Consider the following 18841-nt stretch of genomic DNA (forward strand, 5'->3'; position numbering starts at 1 on the left):
CACCATCTCCCGAATCTGCTCCCCCGTGAACTCAGCACTCAACATGCGATAACCCTCCATAGCTTCTCGAATGACTCACCAGAAGCTTGGCAAAGAGGGGCACTTCGCAAATGCGCGCGCGTTTGCGGGATCACCGGGCGGGATCACCGGGGCCGGGATCGCCGGGGCTGCCGAACTCCAGCGACTCAGACGCTCAGCATTGCCCCGTACCCGCGGCGTCGAGTCCACGCAGAATTTGTTCCTGATCACTGGGTGGCACGGTGTTCCAGCTCGGCGCGGTGGTCATTTCGTTGCGCAGACCCTCGACCGACTTGGCGCGATCGGAGATTCCGGTTTGTTCCAGTGCATCGATGGACGGCAGAAACTGGGTACAGGTCTGCTGGTACAGCGCTTCGCCGGTGACGCCCGAGGTTGGATCGGTGGGGGCGGCGGGTTCGGCAGCAGGTGCCTCGGACTCAGAAGTGTCCGCGGGTGCCGGGGCGTCGAGCGTGGTGCTGGCGGGAACTGTCGTGGAGGCCGCGGCAGACGTCGTTGTGCTCGTCGCGGCGGGAGTGGTCGACGCGGCCTCGGTCGACGCATCGTCGCTGCATCCGGCAATCGAGACTGCCACGATCAGCCCGAGCAATCCGGTCGCGATTTTTCCGTTCATCGCAACTGTGTACCACCCCGGCAGCACCACCGACGTCAGAGCAGGGTCTGGGCCCGTCCGGTGATGGTGCTCAATGCCGTCGACCAGGCCCGGTTCTTCGGGTCGAGAAACGCACCGTGTCCGGCTCCGGGAAGTACGACGAGTTCGGTGTCGGTGCTGCCCGCCTTGGTCGCTGCATCGACGTAGACGCGGCTCTGATTGACCGACACCGTCTGATCGGCGTCACCGTGCAGCGCAGTCAGCGGAACGTCGAGGGGGAGATATTCGATGGGCGACGCGATCTTGTAGCGGCCCGGTACCTCGTTCGGCATGCCGCCGAGGAAGACCGGCACGAACTTGTCGTTTCCGAGTGTGGCCGCCCGCTTCATGTCGAACACGCCGGCCATGATGGTGGCGCTACGCGGCTTGATTCTCGGTTCCGCTCCCGGTGCGTCGACGGGCATCAGGTGTCGAGCGGCCACCCATGCGGCCAGCTGCCCGCCGGCCGAGTGTCCGGCGACGTGGACGCGATCGAGATCGAGCCTTCCGCCTGCTGCGTCCTGTACGACGGTTGCCAATGCCTCGGTGGCGTCGTCGACGTCGGAGAGGGTGTTGGCCCAGTTGTTCGGCCCGCGCCGATATTCGACGTTCCAGACGGCGATGCCCTCGTCGGCGATGGCCGCCGACATCTGCTCGAAGTACGACAGGTCGAGATCCTCCTGCCATCCGCCTCCGTGAATCATCACCACCACCGGTAGTGAGGTGGCGTTGTTGTCGGGGAGGTAGAGATCGCCGATGTTGTCCGGATCGTATCCGTACTTCAATCGGACAGGGTCGCCAACAGGGCCCGAGACCGGTTGCAGCGCAGCCGAATACGTCTCGGCCGTACTCGGTGAGGAATCGGTGTCGGTGGAGCTGCAGCCGACCAGCGCCACCGCGAGCAGGCCGGAGAGGAAGTGGCGACGGTTCACGCGCGCTGTGCCGTCCAATCGAGCAGGTCGTCGAGCGGCCAGGTGTTGATCACTCGCTCCGCGGGCACACCGCGGGCCTCGGCGCGAATACAGCCGTACCCCTGCCAGTCGAGCTGGCCGGGTGCGTGCGCATCGGTGTCGATGGAGAACAGGCACTCGCGTTCGAGGGCGATGTCGATGAGGCGCTCGGGTGGATCTTGTCGTTCGGGTCGGGCGTTGATCTCCACTGCGGTGCCGAACTGGCGGCAGCCCTCGAACACCACGGGTGCGTCGAACGTCGATTCGGGCCTGGTGCCGCGACCGCCCTCGACGAGCCGTCCGGTGCAGTGGCCGAGGACGTCGACGTGCGGGTTCGCAATGGCGGTGACCATGCGTTTGGTCATTGTCTTGGAGTCGGCTCGCAGGTTGGAGTGCACGCTCGCCACCACCACGTCCAGCTCGGCGAGCAGGCCTTCGTCCTGGTCGAGTGACCCGTCGTCCAGGATGTCGACCTCTATCCCGGTGAGGATGCGGAACGGTGCGAGCCGTTCGTTGAGTTCGGCGACGATGTCGAGTTGGGCGCGCAGACGCTCGGCGGTGAGGCCGTTCGCGACCTTCAGGCGCGGGGAATGATCGGTCAGCGCGCAGTACTCGTGGCCGAGCCTGGCCGCGGTGCGCATCATCTCCTCGATGGGGCTACCGCCGTCGGACCAGTTGGAATGGGTGTGCAGATCACCCTTGAGCGCGGCGCGGAGGGCGTTGTTGCCGATGGGTTCGGCAGCGTTTCGTTGTTCGGCCAGATAATCCGGGACGTCCTGCGTCAGAGCTTGACGGATGATCAGCGAGGTCTTGGCTCCGATGCCGGCCAGTGAGGACCAGCTGTCGGCCTTCTCGTGCTCGGATCGTTGTGCAGGACCGAGAGATTCGACGACATCTGCGGCTCGCCGATAGGCCTTGACGCGGTGTGTGTCCGAGCGTGAGCGCTCGAGCCAGTACCCGATCTCTCGAAGTGCGTCCACCGGATCCATGCGGTCCATTGTGCCTGTCGGTGCCGACACGTGTTCACGGGGTAAACGGACAAAACTCTCAGGGAGTTGCCAGGTCTCTCATCTCCCATGGGCTTGAAGCTGCAACTATCATCGGCGGTCATGACCAAGAAATGGTGGATCGTAGGCGTGGTTGTCGTTGTGCTCGTGGCGCTCGGGCTGTACTTCGGGCCCAAGATCTACGCGTCGTTCCAAGAAGATGCCGCGCCGGCGGCGTCCGTCGACACCTCGGGCGCGCAGGCCGCGACGACCGAGGATCTGAACGGAACATGGACGGTCACCCCGGGCGACGCGTCGAACACCACCGCGGCGGGCTACACCGTCGACGAGGTTCTCAACGGCTCGGACGTGACCGTTGTCGGGTCGACGTCCGAGGTCAGCGGCTCGGTCACCATCGCAGACAACTCGTTGACCGCCGGTGAGGTTGTGGTGCAGACCAATTCGATCACCACCGACAGCGATCGTCGAGACGGCCAGTTCCGCGGCAACATCTTCGACACCGCGACGTATCCGACGGCGACGTTCACGATCGACTCACCGATCGATCTGTCCGGCCTTCCCAAGGACGGAACCACCGAGACCGTCACGGCCGAGGGCACATTGACGCTCAAGGACCAGACGCGCCCCATCTCGGTGGAGATGCAGGTACTGCAATCCGGTGACACGCTCATCGCATCGGGTGCCATTCCGACGACGTGGGCCGATTACGGCGTCGAACCGCCGTCGCTCGGCTTCGTCACAGTCGAGGATTCGGGCACCGTCGACTTCCTGATCAATCTGAGTCGGCAGTAGCTCGTTCTCGTGGGGCCTGCGGCGTCCATCCCGGCGGTCCCACGAGGTATCCGACGCGTTCCTTCCATGACCGCGATGCCGCAACATCCCGTGCGATGTTGCGGTATTCGTGTGTCTGGAGCGTCCAGATGTTGAACGTGTCGACAGGCTTGGTCAATCCGTAGTTCGGCCGCTCCACCTCCTCGGCATAGCTTCCGAACAACCGATCCCAGATGATGAGGATTCCGCCGTAGTTCTTGTCGAGGTACTGCGGATCGCGGCCGTGATGGACGCGGTGATGCGAGGGTGTGTTGAAGACGTACTCGAACGGGCGTGGCAACCGGTCGATGCGCTCGGTGTGCACCCAGAACTGATAGACGAGGTTGATCGAGAATCCGACGAACACCATCCACGGCGGCATTCCCAACAGGGGGAGTGGCAGCCACATGATGACCTCGCCGCTGTTGTTCCACTTCTGTCGCAGCGCCGCGGCGAAGTTGAAGTACTCGCTCGAATGGTGGGCCTGATGCGTCGCCCAGATGAGTCGCGTTCGATGCGCGATGCGGTGATAGCCGTAGAACAGCAGGTCGACGCCCAGGATCAGAATCACCCAGGTGTACCAGGCGTCTGCGGGGAGGTGCCACGGTGCGACGTAGACATAGATGGCCGTGTAGCCGACCAACGCGAGCGCCTTCCACGCCGTGGTGGTCGCGATCGATACCAAGCCCATGCTCAGGCTGGCCCGCGCGTCCCTGCCCGAGTAACCGCCGCGTTCACCGTCTTCGAGCTTCGCAGCGGCGATCCATTCGATCGTCAGGAGCAGCGCGAACGCGGGGATGGCCAGCGCTACGGGATCGCGCAGCGGTTCTGGCAGGGCATTCCACGCCGAACCGATCCAGTTGTCCATCGAACCTCCCGCGTGACAGTTACGGAGGAAGTGTAACGCTGCCGGACCAGGTTTCCCACAGCTCGTACCGTGGAATGTGCGCACCTGTCGGCCGAGAGAGCGGAGTCGGACTTGTTGGAGAAAATCACGTCCACGATCGGACAGGTGGGCGAGGCCGCGTTGGGTGTCGTCGGAATTCGGGTCGGCACCGAGGAGCCGCCGCACACGAGTCGGCGACTGACCGATGCAGTGGAGATCCGTCGCTACGAACCACGCATCGCGGCCCAGACCACGGTCGACGCAGACGAGGAAGAGGCACGCCAGGAGGGTTTCCGTCGCCTGGCCCGGTACATCTTCGGTGGAAACGGGGGTAAGCAGAAGGTCGCGATGACCGCTCCTGTCAGCCAGTCGTCCGCAGGCTCGCAGAAGATCGCGATGACGGCTCCCGTATCGAGCACGCCCGGCAGCGACGGCTGGGTCGTCCGGTTCTTCATGCCGTCGAAGTGGACGATGGACACGCTGCCCAAGCCGGACGACGACCGCGTGACGTTGACGTCGGTCCCGGCGGAGACGGTGGCCGTGCTGCGTTTCAGCGGTGGGCGCGGCCGCGACGACGTCGAACCGCAGATGGCGGCGTTGACCGCAGCGCTGCGCGCACACGACATCGAGATGCTGGGTGAGCCGATGACCTGGTTCTACGATCCGCCCTGGACCTTGGCACCACTGCGTCGCAACGAGGTGGTCGTGGTGGTACCGGAAGGTTCCTGACGGGCAACTGCTCGCTAATTTCCTACCGAAATGATAGGAATTGACGGGTGCACATCACGGCGAGGGCGGACTATGCGGTGCGGACGCTCATCGAACTGGCAGCGGTCGGCGGGCAGGGCCCCGCGAAAGCCGAGGCGCTGGCCGCCGCGCAAGGTATTCCGCACAAGTTTCTCGAGTCGGTGCTCTCGGATCTGCGTCGCGCGGACCTGGTCTGCAGCAGGCGGGGGCCCGACGGCGGCTACTGGTTGGCGCGGGAGGCGTCGGACATTTCTGTTGCCGATGTGATCAGGTCCGTCGAGGGGCCGCTGGCGTCGGTGCGTGGTCAACGGCCCGAGGACGCCGAGTATGCCGGCCCGGCCGAGCCGCTCACCCGGGTGTGGCTGGCGGTGCGCGTCAATTTGCGCGCGGTGCTCGAAGCGGTGTCGCTCGCGGATATCGTCGAGGACGATCTGCCGGGATTCGTGAAAGAGCTGGTCAGCGAGCCGACGGCATGGGCTCGTCGATGATCTGAGTCACACCGACAGTCAGGTGTGGTGCGATCGACAAAATTGCACGTCTCTGCAAACTTGCAGAACCGTGCAAGTTCCGTACGTTGGTAATCGTGACTTCTCCGACGGGCCTTCGTGATCTGAAGAAGGCCGCTACCCGCGACGCTCTCGGTCTGGCGGCCGTGCGTCTGGGAAAGCTGCACGGCTTCGACGCGGTCACCGCCGACGCCATCGCGCACGAGGCGGGAGTCTCCACCCGCACGTTCCACAACTACTTCTCCAACAAAGAGGAAGCGGTTCTGCACCACATCGAGGTCTCGGCCCTCGAATGGTTCGAGCTCCTGCGCGCCAGGCCGTCGACAGAGCCGATCTGGGACTCGTTGCGGCACATAGCAATCAACCTCGTCGCGGACCCCGGCCGGGATCTGGACGATACCTTCGCGGCAGCGCGGCTCATCGAGGCCAACCCCGCCCTGATGGCCCGCAGACTCGAAATGCACCACTCACTGACCCGCAAACTCGGCGAGGCCATCGCCGAGCGCACCGGAACGGACATCGATACCGACCTGTACCCGAACCTGCTGCAGATGGCCGTCGGTGGTGCCGTGACGTCTGCACTGAACATCTGGATCACCGACCCCGCAGGTGCGTCGACACCGAAGGCTCTCATCGAAGACGCCTTCGACCAACTCCGCGCTGGACTTCCCGAACCACATCCACATCCCCACCCCGACTCGTCCGAACACAACCGAGGAGCTTGACAGTGGCCACCTATCTCTACCGAATCGGAAGATTCGCGTACCGACGCAAGGGCATCGTCCTCGGACTGTGGCTGGCGATTCTGATTCTCGCCGCCGTGGGCGCATCGACGCTGTCCGCGCCGACGGTCAACTCGTTCAGCATTCCGGGAACACCCGCTCAGGCTGCACTCGACCTGCAGAAGGAGCGGTTCGGCGGAGCCGAGGACCCGCTGCAAGCGGTCAACGCCGAGTACGTCTTCCAGGCACCGGACGGCCAGTCACTCGATACCCCGCAGTACACCTCCGCCATCGACGCCACCATCGCCGACATCCAGAAGATCGACGCGGCTAAGCCAGCAGAAGGTGCACCGCCACTTGCCAATCCGGTCGCGGCCAACCAGTCGATCGTCGAGCAGTACACCAAGGCGGCCACCGAAGCAGGCACCCCGGCCGACCAGATAGCGGCCGATGCGGCCGCCACCTCGCCGCTGAGCCCCGACGGCAACGTGGGTACCGTCACCGCGCCGATCAACGTCGATCTTGCCGACGTCACCGATCAGATTCGTAGCGATCTCGACGCCGCCGCGCAGCCGGCCCGCGATGCAGGCTTGAACGTCATCCTCGGCGGCACCGTCGCGCAGGAGAATCCGTCGCCCGGTGGAAGTTCGGAGCTCGTCGGTCTGGCCGTCGCTGCCATCGTTCTTCTCATCATGTTCGGCTCGGCCGCCGCTGCCAGCCTGCCGCTGATCACCGCGATCGTCGGCATCGGCATCTCGAGTCTGGCCATCACCACGGCCTCCGGGTTCGCAAGCCTGTCCTCGTTCACCCCGATTCTCGCCATCATGATCGGTCTCGCAGTCGCGATCGACTATTCGCTGTTCATCCTGGCGCGATACCGGCACGAGCTCACGCTCACCGACGACCGCGAGGAAGCAGTCGGACGGTCGGTCGGAACCGCGGGCTCCGCCGTCGTGTTCGCAGGTGCAACGGTGCTCATCGCCCTCGTCGCCCTCCGCGTGGTCGGCATCCCGTTCCTGTCCCAGATGGGTCTGGCCGCAGGTTTCGCGGTGTTCGTTGCCGTCCTGATCGCATTGACGTTCCTGCCCGCCATGCTCGGCGTCTACAAGGGCAAGGCTTTCGCGGGCAAGCTCAAGTTCGTCAACACCACCGACCCCGAGGACCCGGAGGCCAAGCCCACCAACGGACTTCGGTGGGCTCGATTCCTGGTCAAGAGGCCGATCCTCGGACTCGTCGGAGGCATCGTGCTCCTCGGCGTCATCGCAGGGCCGACCACAGGGTTGTCTCTCGCGCTCCCGTCGATCGCCACCTCGGACCCGTCCACGCCTGCCCGTCAGGCATACGACGTCACCGAAAACGCCTTCGGGCCGGGACGTAACGGTCCGCTGCTCGTCATCGCCGATGCGTCCGGCGTCGCCGAGGCCGATCGCACTGCGTCCTTCGGCAAGGTCATCGAGACGATCACCGCGCAATCCGACGTCACGAATGCGCAGATCGTCGCCGTCAACCCGGCGGGTGACACGGCTCAGATACTCGTCACCCCGTCGAGCACACCCAACAGTGACCAGACGAAGGCGCTCGTCACCAACCTCCGCGACGCCGAGAGCGGATTGCAGGAGAGCGCGGGCGTTTCCTACGGCGTGACCGGTGAGACCGCGATCGGGATCGATATCTCGGAGCGGTTGCAGAGCGCGCTGATTCCGTACCTGGCTGTGGTTGTCGGACTGGCGTTCGTGCTGCTGATGCTGGTGTTCCGCTCGATCCTGGTGCCGCTCACCGCGACGGTCGGATTCCTGCTCAGTGTGCTGGCCACCTTCGGAGCGACGGTGTTCATCTTCCAAGAGGGTGGGCTGGGCCTGATCTCCAACCCGCAGCCGATCGTCAGCTTCATGCCGATCTTCCTCATCGGTGTGGTGTTCGGTCTCGCGATGGACTACCAGGTGTTCCTCGTCTCGCGCATGCGTGAGGAGTTCGTCCACGGAGCCGCTGCCAAGGATGCCGTCGTCAACGGCTTCAAGTACGGCGCACGCGTGGTCACCTCGGCTGCAGTCATCATGATCTCGGTGTTCGCCGCGTTCATCGCCGAGCCGGACTCGTTCATCAAGTCCATCGGCTTCGCGCTCGCCGCGGCCGTGTTCTTCGACGCGTTCGTCGTGCGCATGGTGCTGATTCCGTCGGTGATGGCTCTACTGGGCGACAAGGCCTGGTGGCTGCCGAAGTGGCTGGACAAGATCCTGCCCAACGTCGACATCGAAGGTGCCAAGTTGAAGACGGCTCCGGAGAAAGGCCTGTAGTTCCCGGGCAGCAACCGGTCGGCCGAAGATTGCCCGCAACACTCGAAAAACGGAGAGACTGTCATCCATGTGTACGAGTAATCTTCGGCCATCATGCTGATTCCGCTGCTGCGCACGTATCTGGCCCCGTACAAGCTGCCGATCGTCGCGCTGGTCCTGCTACAACTCGTCGCGACGTTGGCGGCGCTGTTCCTGCCCAGCCTCAATGCCGACATCATCGACAAGGGCGTCACCACCGGCGACACCGGTTACATCCTCTCCGCTGGTGGACTGATGCTGCTGGTATCGGCAGTACAGATCATCAGCTCGGTGGCCGCGGTGTTCATCGGAGCTCGCGCGGCCATGGGCGTCGGACGTGACCTGCGCGGTGCGATTCTGCACCGTGTGGGCACGTTCTCGGCCCGTGAGGTAGGCCAGTTCGGTGCGCCGTCGTTGATCACCCGCAACACCAACGACGTTCAGCAGGTGCAGCTGGTGATCGTCATGGGGTTCACCATCGTGGTGATGGCACCGATCATGTGCGTCGGTGGCATCATCATGTCGCTGCGCGAGGACCTCGGCCTGTCCTGGATCCTGTTGATCGCGGTACCGGGGCTGGCGATCTCCATGGGCCTGATCATCATCAAGATGGTGCCGGCCTTCCGCTCGATGCAGAAGCGAATCGACGCCGTCAATCGTGTTCTGCGTGAACAGATCACCGGAATTCGTGTGGTGCGGGCGTTCGTCCGAGAGGACTTCGAGATCGACCGGTTCGGAGCGGCCAACACCGCACTCACCGAAACCGCACTACGCGTCGGGCGGCTGATGGCCTTGATGTTCCCGACGGTCATGCTCATCAGCAACGTGACCAGCGTCGCTGTCATCTGGTTCGGTGGCCATGCCATCGATCAGGGAACCATGCAGATCGGCTCTCTCACAGCTCTTCTGAGCTACATCATGCTCATCCTCATGTCGGTGATGATGGCCTCGTTCATCGCGATGATGGTGCCCCGCGCGTCGGTGTGTGCCGATCGCATCAGCGAGGTACTCGCCACCGAATCGTCGGTCGTGTTGCCGGACAAGCCCAAGATGTTCGCATCCTCGCCGGGTGTGGTCGAGCTGGTCAATGCCGAATTCTCCTTCCCCGGTGCCGAATATCCGGTGCTGTGCGGGGTGAACCTGAGGGCCGAGGCAGGCAAGGTCACCGCGATCATCGGCGGTACCGGCTCCGGAAAATCAACGCTCGTCAACCTCATTCCGCGACTGATCGACGTCACCGGCGGCGAGGTACGCGTCGGGGGAGTCGATATCCGGGAACTCGATCTGGATCTGTTGCGCTCCGAAATCGGGTTGATCCCACAGAAGCCGTACCTGTTCTCGGGCACCATCGCGAGCAATCTGCGATACGGCAAATCCGACGCCACCGACGCGGAACTGTGGGAGGCACTCGAGATCGCCCAGGGTGCCGACTTCGTTCGCGCGATGCCCGAGGGACTGGAAACACCCGTCGCACAGGGTGGTACGACGGTGTCCGGTGGTCAGCGTCAACGCCTGGCCATCGCTCGTGCGCTGGTGCGCAAACCCAGCATCTACCTGTTCGACGACTCGTTCTCCGCACTGGATCTGACGACCGATGCCAATCTGCGCGCGGCACTGAGGCCGGTGACGCGAGATGCATGCATGATCGTTGTCGCTCAACGCGTCTCGACCATCATCGATGCCGACCAGATACTCGTACTCGACGACGGAAAGCCGGTAGGTGTGGGTACCCACGACCAATTGATGGCCGATTGCCCCACCTACGCCGAGATCGTCGACTCGCAGCGCGCCGTGGCCGGTGCACTGTGACCGCGCAGGTGGAGAAGACGGAAGAGAAGGACGACGCCCCCGTCGCCAAGACTGTGATGCCGGGAACCAAGGCCCGCAACTTCAAGGGTTCGTTCAAACGATTGGTCGGCCTGCTCGCTCCCGAGAAGGTGCTCCTGTCGGTGATGCTGGCCTTCGGTATCGCCAGCACCGTGCTCACCGTTGCCGCGCCGACCGTGCTCGGCCACGCGACCGACCTGATCTTCGACGGCGTCGTCGGGAGGGGGCTCGAGCCCGGTCAGACGAAAGAGCAAGCGATCGACGGGCTTCGGGCAGCCGGGAACGATTCGACGGCCGATCTGCTGTCGGGCATGAATGTCATCCCCGGTGCCGGTATCGATTTCGGTGCTGTCGGAACCGTCCTGATGTGGGTCCTCGTGCTGTACGTGCTGTCGTCACTGCTCGCCTGGGCTCAGGGCTACATTCTCAACATCGCGCTGCAGCGTCGAATCCTGTTGTTGCGCGGCAGCGTCGAGGCCAAGGTGCATCGACTGCCGCTGAAGTACTTCGACAACAATGCGCGCGGTGAGACGCTCAGCCGCGTCACCAACGACATCGACAACGTCTCGACCAGCCTGCAGCAGACACTCAGTCAGTTGATCACCGGCATTCTCACCGTGCTCGGCATCCTCGGTGTGATGATCTGGATCTCGCCACTGCTGGCTCTCGTTGCGGTGCTGACCATTCCGGCGTCGTTCGCGGTGACCGCCGTCATCGCCAAGCGTTCGCAGCCGCACTTCGTCGCACAGTGGAAGCACACCGGAAAGCTGAACGCCCAGATCGAGGAGACCTACACCGGCCACGAGATCGTCAAGGCCTTCGGTCGACAGGAAGACGTAGAACGCGAGTTCGGCGATCGGAACGAGAAGCTCTTCCAGTCCAGCTTCCGAGCCCAGTTCATCTCCGGCATGATCATGCCCGTCATCATGTTCCTCGGAAACATCAACTACGTGGTCATCGCCGTCGTCGGAGGGCTGCGGGTGGCGTCCGGCACGCTCAGCCTCGGTGAAGTACAGGCCTTCATCCAGTACTCGCGTCAGTTCACTCAGCCGCTCACTCAGGTCGGTTCGATGGTGAACCTCATCCAGTCCGGTGTGGCCTCTGCCGAGCGCATCTTCGAGGTGCTCGACGCCGAGGAAGAGGATGCAGATCCGGCTGATGCGGTGCGGCCCATCGAGCGACGGGGACGCGTCGAATTCGAGAATGTCTCCTTCGGCTACTCGGCCGACCGCCCGCTGATCGAAAACCTTTCGCTGGTGGCCGATCCCGGTCACCTGGTCGCGATCGTCGGTCCTACCGGTGCGGGAAAGACCACGTTGGTCAACCTCATCATGCGGTTCTACGAGATCGACTCGGGCCGCATCACTCTCGACGGCGTCGACACCAGGAAGATGACCCGCGAAGAACTGCGCGCTCGCACCGGCATGGTGCTGCAGGACACCTGGTTGTTCGGCGGAACCATTCGCGACAACATCGCCTACGGCGACCCGAGTGCCAGCGAAGAGGAAATCCTCGAGGCCGCGCGGGTGAGCTACGTGGACCGATTCGTGCACTCGCTGCCCGACGGCTACGACACGATCATCGACGAGGAGGGAAACAACGTCAGCGCCGGCGAGAAGCAGCTCATCACCATCGCCCGCGCCTTCCTGGCCAAGCCTTTGATCCTCATCCTCGACGAGGCCACCAGCTCCGTCGACACTCGAACCGAGCTGCTGGTGCAGAAGGCCACCGCGAAACTACGCAGCGATCGCACCAGTTTTGTTATTGCGCACCGCCTCTCGACAATCCGCGACGCGGACACGATCGTGGTGATGGAGAACGGCAGCATCGTGGAGCAGGGCAATCACGAGGAACTCCTCGAGGCCAGGGGTGCGTACTTCCGCCTCAATGCGGCTGGCACCGCAGTGGCAGGAATAAGTGCCTCAGAGGGCACTTAACCGCACCACTGCCGCGCAGCGGCATACTGACGCGGTGAGTTCCTCCAGTTTCGGCTTCGATATCGGCACCCGGCTCGACGGTGAGCTCGGGCGCACCGGCACCATCCACACCCCGCACGGTGACATCAACACCCCCGCGTTCATCGCGGTGGGCACCAAGGCGACCGTCAAAGCGGTGCTGCCGGAGGCCATGAAGGAACTCGGCGCGCAGGCCGTACTCGCCAACGCGTACCACCTGTATCTGCAGCCGGGCTCGGACATCGTCGACGAGGCGGGTGGGCTGGGCAAGTTCATGAACTGGGACGGGCCGACGTTCACCGACAGCGGCGGATTCCAGGTCATGTCGCTCGGCGTCGGGTTCAAGAAGGTCATCTCGATGGATGCCACGCGCGTGCAGTCCGACGACGTCATCGCCGAGGGTAAGGAGCGCCTCGCCCACGTCGACGACGACGGCGTGACGTTCAAATCCCATCTCGACGGCTCCAAGCATCGCTTCACTCCCGAAGTGTCGATGCAGATTCAGCACAGGCTCGGTGCCGACATCATGTTCGCGTTCGACGAGCTGACGACGCTGATGAATACCCGCGGCTACCAGGAGATGTCGGTCGACAGAACCCAGGCATGGGCAAAGCGATGCGTCCTCGAACACGAACGGCTCACGGTAGAGCGCGCCGACAAGCCGTACCAGGCGTTGTTCGGAGTGGTGCAGGGCGCGCAGTACGAGGATCTACGTCGCAAGGCCGCACACGACCTCGAGACGATCACCGGCGAAACAGGCCGGGGCTTCGACGGCTACGGCATCGGCGGTGCACTCGAGAAGCAGAACCTCGGCACCATCACTCGGTGGGTGAACGAGGAACTGCCCGAACACAAGCCGCGTCACATGCTCGGGATCAGCGAGCCGGACGATTTCTTCACCGCCATCGAGAACGGTGCCGACACCTTCGATTGCGTCAATCCCTCACGGGTAGCGCGTAATGCGGCGATCTACGTGCCGACGGGCCGCTTCAACATCAACACCGCCAAGCATCGACGCGATTTCACCCCGATCGACGAGAACTGCGACTGCTACACCTGCGCGCACTACACCAGGGCATACATCCATCACCTGTTCAAGGCCAAGGAAATGCTCGCATCGACGCTGTGCACCATCCACAACGAGCGCTTCACGGTCAAACTGGTCGACGACATCCGCGCCTCGATCGAACAGGGACGTTTCACGGAGTTCAAGACGGAGTTTCTGGGTCGCTTCTATGCGCCGAAGACTGCGTGAGCTGATCTTCGAGTTCCGAAATCCGCTGTAGCAGTTCCTGTTCCCGCTCGGCAGCCTTGCGCTGGTACACCTCGGACAGGTCCGCGAGGTAGGCCGCGTCGTAGCGCGGAATGATGCTGCGGGTGCAGTTCCAGTCGAAGGCCTCGACGTCGATGACGACGCTGCGCTCGCAGGTGGCGGCGACGGTCAGGTCACCGATCTTTCTCAGTCGGTCCAGTAGTTGTGGATCATCCGCGGCCTCGACCGATCGCGCCCGGCCGTAGAGCTTGAGGCGTTGGCGCAGAGGATAATCGACCAAGAATACGGCGACGCGATCGTCGTGATCGAGATTGGCGGCCGTGACGTACTGATGATTGCCGGTGAAATCGGCGAAGCCGAGTGTGCGGTCGTCGAGTACGTGCAGGAACCCCTTCGGGCCGCTTCGATACTGGATGTAGGGCCAACCCGACTCGGCGACCGTGGCGATCTGGAACTGATCCACCGCACGAATCATGGCCTTCTCGCGAGTGTCGAGAGGCGTCGGGCCGTCGTCGGGTCGTTCGGTCTGTGAGCCGTAGGCGGTGTAGCTGCCGTCGACCTTCTGCCTCGCAATCGCAGCAGGACCGAACATCAGATGGTGATAGTGGTTGCTCTGCGGCACGGGTGTCACCTTAGGGCAATCCGTGCGTTTCGCGGCCCCACAGCGGTGCACGACGTTCTCGACGGCACCTCGCCGGACCGGCGCGTACTCTAGTACTACCGAGTGTGTAGTAACTGGATTGCCGTGGGGGGACCACTATGTTCGACGACGCCATACCTGTGAGTTCGTCTCAGGCCGACATCTGGCTGGCCCAGCAGTTCATGCCCGACGTGCCCTTCACCATTGCGTACTACGTCGACATCGTCGGTGCCGTCGACGTCGACGCGTTGGCCATCTGCGGTAGCCGGGCGCATCGCGAATTCTCGTCGTCGACCATGCGGATTTCAGAGGTCGACGGCACTCCGGTGCAGCGATTCCTGGACGCGGAGACCGAGGCGGTGGAGATTCTCGACTTCCGTGAACACGACCGTCCAGAAGAAATAGCCACTCAGTGGATGAACGACGACTGTCGAACACCCTTGTCGATGTACGGCCAGCTGGTGCGACTGCGCGTCCTCCGCGTCGGGGACGATCGCGTGTTCTGGTACACCAGAGCACACCACATCGCGCTCGACGGTTATGCCTCGATGAAGGTGCTCGAGCGGGCGGCGGCTCTGTACGCCGCGGCGCAGGATGGCGTCGAGCCGCCACGGGTCGATCCGACGACTCCGGCGGCACTTCTCGCCGAGGACGAGCGCTACCACGCATCCGCCCGTGCGCGGCGCGATCGGGCGCACTGGGAGTCCGCTGACCTGGGCTACGGCGCATCGTGGGGCCGGAGTGCTCAGCCTGCGTCGGTGCCGATCGTCGTCGGGGAGGATCGATCGATTTCTGTGACCGCCCCCGGCCGCGCCACGTCGACCGTGGTGATCGCGGCATTCGCTGCCTTCCTCGCGCGCATGAACGATGTAGACGACGTCGATCTCTCGCTGCCGGTCTCGGCACGGCCGACGGCACTGCTGCGCGGGGCCGGGTCGTCGTTGTCACATGTGGTGCCGCTGCGGTTGCCGAGCGTCGGATCGGCGACGGTGAACAACGTGGTGAAGTCGGCCGAGGTCGCGATCGGGGCCGTCCTCCGACACCAGCGCAGCAGACCGCCGGTGTCCGAGAGCGGGAGTGCCTTGCACGCAGGGCGTTTCGGTCCCACCATCAACGTGATGATGTTCGCGAACACCGTGGCCGTCGGTGACTTCGACGGCGAGATCAAGATTCTGACCACGGGACCGGTGTCGGACCTCGCCGTCAACATCTATCCCGGGCGAGGCGGAGCGCGTCCTCGCATCGACTTCGAAGCCAATCCTGCCGCCTACACACCGAGCGACCTTGCTCGCCACCATGCTCGGTTCCTGCATTTTCTCGACCGCTTCGCCGAATCCGGTTGCGGTGATACGGCCGTGGCCGACCTCGACCTGTTCCTGCCCGAGGAGCCGCGAACGACACCAGCCTCGGTGGGCGCGGCCGTGACCGAGCAGGGATCTCTGAACGATGTGTTCGCGACGGCAATCGCGGAGCACGGCAATCGAATTGCGATCCAGGATGCGGCCTTCTCGATCACCTACGGAGAATTGGCCGCACGAGTCTCCGCACTCGCATCCGCCTTGAGTGCCCGAGGAATCTGCACCGAGGACCGGGTCGCCGTGCGCGTCGGCCGATCCCTCGAGGGGGTCGTCGCGTTCTGGGCGATCGCACGAGTGGGTGCGGTGTACGTTCCGGTCGACCTGAATCACCCACGCGAGAGAGTGCAGTTCGTGGTGCGGGACAGCGGGGCGGTGTTGGGCCTGTGCACGGGCGGCGGCGAGTTCGGCGACGTGGAGTGGCTGAACCTCGATGACGTTCTCGTCGAGGGTGCCCCGGGTGACGAAGCTGCGCCGACGGCACCGCACCACGCGGCGTACGTCATCTACACCTCCGGCTCCACCGGCACTCCCAAAGGCGTTGTCGTCACCCACGATGGCATCGCCGCGTTGGTGCAACAGATCAGGAGCAGCTACCACCTCGACGTCGACTCACGAGTCTGTCACCTCGCCTCGCCCGGATTCGACACCGCCATCGTCGAGGTGCTGGCCGCAGCAACCGCGGGCGCGGCAGTGGTGATCGCGCCGGCAGGGAGTTACGCGGGCGCTGAACTGTCGGATCTGATTGCGCAGCAGATAATTACGCATCTGTTCATCACGCCCTCGGCGCTGGCGACGCTGGATCCCGCAGCACTGTCGGGTGTCGGGACCATCATCATCGGCGGTGAGGCGGCACCGCAGGACACGGTGGACCGCTGGTCGGTGGGTCGACGGCTGCTCAACGCCTACGGCCCCACCGAGACGACCTGCAGTGTCACGATGACCGCGCCACTGACTCCGGGTAGCGCGGACGGAATCGGTCGAGCCATGGTGGGGGCGGTGATTCACCTTCTCGATCGCACGCTGCGGCCCGTTCCGTCGGGGGCAGTCGGCGAGATCTACATCGAGACGCCCGGTGTCGCACGCGGATATCTCGGTCGTACCGCGGATGCAGCGGCACGCTTCGTCGCGAACCCATTCGGCAGCAACGGGACTCGGATGTTCCGCAGCGGAGATCGGGCGCGTCTGCGCGGCGACGGGACGCTCGAGTTCCTCGGCCGCACCGACGATCAAATCAAGATCCGGGGAAATCGCGTCGAACTGGGCGAGGTGGACGCGGCGTTGCGGGCGTATCCGGATGTCGCTGCGGCATCATCGGCTTTGCGCCGCAATCGAGCTGGGGACCTGCGTATCGACGGGTACGTCGTTGCCGCATTCGACGAACATGTGCTCGACACCGAGGATATCCGCAGGGATCTCGTCGGGCGATTGCCGGCCCACATGGTGCCGGCGACCATCACGATCCTCGACGAGATCCCGCTTACGATCAATCGAAAGGTCGACCGCGGCGCACTTCCTGTTCCGAGCCTGACCACTCCGACAACCGGTACTCCGATCGAACCGTCCGGTGCCACCGAGGAGATGGTGGCGGCAGTATTCGCGCGCGTGCTGGACATCGACGGCATCGATTGTGCCGCCTCGTTCTTCGATCTCGGGGGCGACTCGTTGGCGGCGACCAGGGTCGTCGCATCGGTGCGAGCCGAGGCCTCGGTGGACATCGGCGTGCGTGACCTCGCCGATGCCCCGTCCGTTCAGGCCTTGGCCGCACGGATCGACGAACGTCGACTTACTGGGCGGCAGCAGAATTCGCGACCCGAACGTGGAATGTCGGACGGGGTGGCCGCAATTCCGCTCGCTCCACAGCAACGCCACATCGATCGAAGCGCACGGCTTCCGCTGTACAACCTGCCGTTCACGGTCACGATTTCTGGGGAGTTCCACTCAGCGGCAGCTGTGCAGGCGATGACCGACCTGATCGATCGGCACAGCACGTTGCGAACGCGCTACCCGGATATCGACGGGGTTCCGGTGCAGATAGTCCAGCCCGATTCGTCGGGGGCGGTACCGAACCTGGACGTTGTCGACTTCGATGACGCCGCGGTGGTGCAAACGCTCGAGCACCCCTTCGACGTGCGCACCGAGTTTCCGATCCAAGCTCGCCTCTTCGCAGTAGCGCCCGATCACCACGTGCTCGCATGCGCTGTCCACCACAGTGCAGCGGACGGTTGGTCGCTGGGGCTGTTGGCGTCGGATTTCGTACTGGCGTATCACGCCAGGATTGCCGGCACCGCACCGTCCTGGCCCGAATTGCCCTTGCAGTACGCCGATTACAGCGTCTGGGCCGCCGACCGCGACGTCTCGGCCGATCTCGACTTCTGGCGCACGGAATTGGCGGACATACCCAGCTCGAGGGGCTTGCGGTTGGACCGCACTCGTACGCAGGACTGGGACTTCTCCGGCGCTCGCACGTCGCTTCGGTTCGACGCAGACACCACCGAGAGAATGACCGATCTTGCCCAGCGATGCGGGACTGGACGATTCACCGTGCTTCGCGCAGCACTGCTGATTCTGCTCGCCCAGACGACGGAATCCACCGACATCGTCATCGGGACCCCGGTTGCCGGTCGCGACGACCCGCGACTCGAGCAGCTCGTCGGAACCTTCACCAACACCGTCGCCATTCGAACGAAGATCGCCGCGGCCACGACCGTCGAGGACGTCGTGCAGTTGGCCCGTGCGAGCGAACTACGGGCCTTCGATCATGCCTCCGTTCCGTTCGAGGATGTCGTCGCCGACCTCGCTGCTGACTCGACGAAGGGCCGGCACCCGATCTTTCAGGTGGCGCTGTCGTTGGACGTCTTCAGTGCCTCGACTTTCGACGTCGGGGACGTGCGCTTCGAGATCACGCCTCGGCCGATCGACATCGCCAAGTGCGACCTTCATCTTCACGTCACCGAACGGCGGGACGACCAAGGGAAGGCTATCTGTACGGACATCGATATCGTCTATCCCACAGCATTGTTCGACGCGAATACCGTTGTCGCACTGGGGGAGCGTCTCGAGCAGATCGTGCATGCGATGGTCGTAGAACCCCACTCGGTGTGGCGAGCTCTGGCAGCACGAGAACCGTCGACGCAACTACTACATGGTGTGTAGCATGTGCGGTGCGTGAGGTGCACGCGAC

Annotated in this window: 14 protein-coding genes; 9 read left to right on the plus strand and 5 right to left on the minus strand. The window is 64.0% G+C overall.

What is annotated here, in order from left to right; translation table 11 throughout:
- Window positions 1-193 precede the first annotated feature (193 nt).
- The 3 genes from CH305_RS11065 to CH305_RS11075 are packed head-to-tail and all read right to left on the minus strand — an operon-like array spanning window position 194 to window position 2606.
- The gene (locus CH305_RS11065) at window positions 194-649 is read right to left on the minus strand and encodes a hypothetical protein (protein ID WP_094703715.1); all 456 of its coding nucleotides are present in this window, start codon (window positions 647-649) and stop codon (window positions 194-196) included.
- Between the two features lie 35 nt (window positions 650-684).
- Window positions 685-1599 carry a S9 family peptidase gene (locus CH305_RS11070; RefSeq protein ID WP_032404491.1) on the minus strand — a complete coding sequence of 305 codons (915 nt, stop codon included), beginning with the start codon at window positions 1597-1599 and terminating at the stop codon, window positions 685-687.
- Window positions 1596-2606 (minus strand): PHP domain-containing protein, encoded by a 1011-nt coding sequence (locus CH305_RS11075; protein WP_094703754.1) that lies wholly within the window; start codon window positions 2604-2606, stop codon window positions 1596-1598. The genes CH305_RS11070 and CH305_RS11075 overlap by 4 nt, the downstream gene beginning before the upstream one ends.
- A 120-nt stretch (window positions 2607-2726) precedes the next feature.
- On the opposite strand from CH305_RS11075, the gene CH305_RS11080 reads away from it, so the two are divergent.
- A complete protein-coding gene (locus CH305_RS11080) occupies window positions 2727-3416 on the plus strand; it encodes a YceI family protein (protein ID WP_032404492.1) in 690 nt (229 codons plus the stop codon).
- Here CH305_RS11080 and CH305_RS11085 read toward each other — a convergent pair.
- A complete protein-coding gene (locus CH305_RS11085) occupies window positions 3397-4302 on the minus strand; it encodes a sterol desaturase family protein (RefSeq protein WP_094703716.1) in 906 nt (301 codons plus the stop codon). The genes CH305_RS11080 and CH305_RS11085 overlap by 20 nt on opposite strands.
- A 111-nt stretch (window positions 4303-4413) precedes the next feature.
- Here CH305_RS11085 and CH305_RS11090 point away from each other — a divergent pair, with 111 nt between their 5' ends.
- The 7 genes from CH305_RS11090 (at window position 4414) to tgt (ending at window position 13644) form a co-directional block, all read left to right on the plus strand.
- Entirely contained in the window at window positions 4414-5049 is a 636-nt protein-coding gene (locus tag CH305_RS11090) for a heme-binding protein (protein ID WP_094703755.1), read from the plus strand.
- A gap of 47 nt (window positions 5050-5096) precedes the next feature.
- On the plus strand, window positions 5097-5555 hold the full coding sequence (locus tag CH305_RS11095) for an Rrf2 family transcriptional regulator (protein WP_094703717.1): 459 nt from the start codon (window positions 5097-5099) through the stop codon (window positions 5553-5555).
- Window positions 5556-5641: 86 nt separating this feature from the next.
- A complete protein-coding gene (locus CH305_RS11100) occupies window positions 5642-6298 on the plus strand; it encodes a TetR family transcriptional regulator (protein WP_094703718.1) in 657 nt (218 codons plus the stop codon).
- Between the two features lie 2 nt (window positions 6299-6300).
- Window positions 6301-8589 (plus strand): MMPL family transporter, encoded by a 2289-nt coding sequence (locus CH305_RS11105; protein ID WP_037154714.1) that lies wholly within the window; start codon window positions 6301-6303, stop codon window positions 8587-8589.
- Between the two features lie 93 nt (window positions 8590-8682).
- Window positions 8683-10416: an ABC transporter ATP-binding protein gene (locus CH305_RS11110; RefSeq protein WP_094703719.1), complete on the plus strand. Its 1734-nt coding sequence runs from the start codon at window positions 8683-8685 to the stop codon at window positions 10414-10416.
- Window positions 10417-10472: 56 nt separating this feature from the next.
- Window positions 10473-12371, plus strand: coding sequence for an ABC transporter ATP-binding protein (locus tag CH305_RS11115; protein ID WP_179278264.1), 1899 nt, complete (start codon window positions 10473-10475; stop codon window positions 12369-12371).
- Between the two features lie 34 nt (window positions 12372-12405).
- A complete protein-coding gene (gene tgt / locus CH305_RS11120; protein ID WP_037154708.1) occupies window positions 12406-13644 on the plus strand; it encodes a tRNA guanosine(34) transglycosylase Tgt in 1239 nt (412 codons plus the stop codon).
- Here tgt and CH305_RS11125 read toward each other — a convergent pair.
- On the minus strand, window positions 13598-14254 hold the full coding sequence (locus CH305_RS11125; protein WP_094703756.1) for a pyridoxamine 5'-phosphate oxidase family protein: 657 nt from the start codon (window positions 14252-14254) through the stop codon (window positions 13598-13600). The genes tgt and CH305_RS11125 overlap by 47 nt on opposite strands.
- Window positions 14255-14442: 188 nt before the next feature.
- Here CH305_RS11125 and CH305_RS11130 point away from each other — a divergent pair, with 188 nt between their 5' ends.
- Window positions 14443-18813, plus strand: coding sequence for an amino acid adenylation domain-containing protein (locus CH305_RS11130; protein WP_256983682.1), 4371 nt, complete (start codon window positions 14443-14445; stop codon window positions 18811-18813).
- Window positions 18814-18841 lie beyond the last annotated feature (28 nt).

It is taken from the genome of Rhodococcus sp. 15-649-2-2, assembly GCF_002258645.1.
Lineage (GTDB): Bacteria > Actinomycetota > Actinomycetes > Mycobacteriales > Mycobacteriaceae > Rhodococcoides.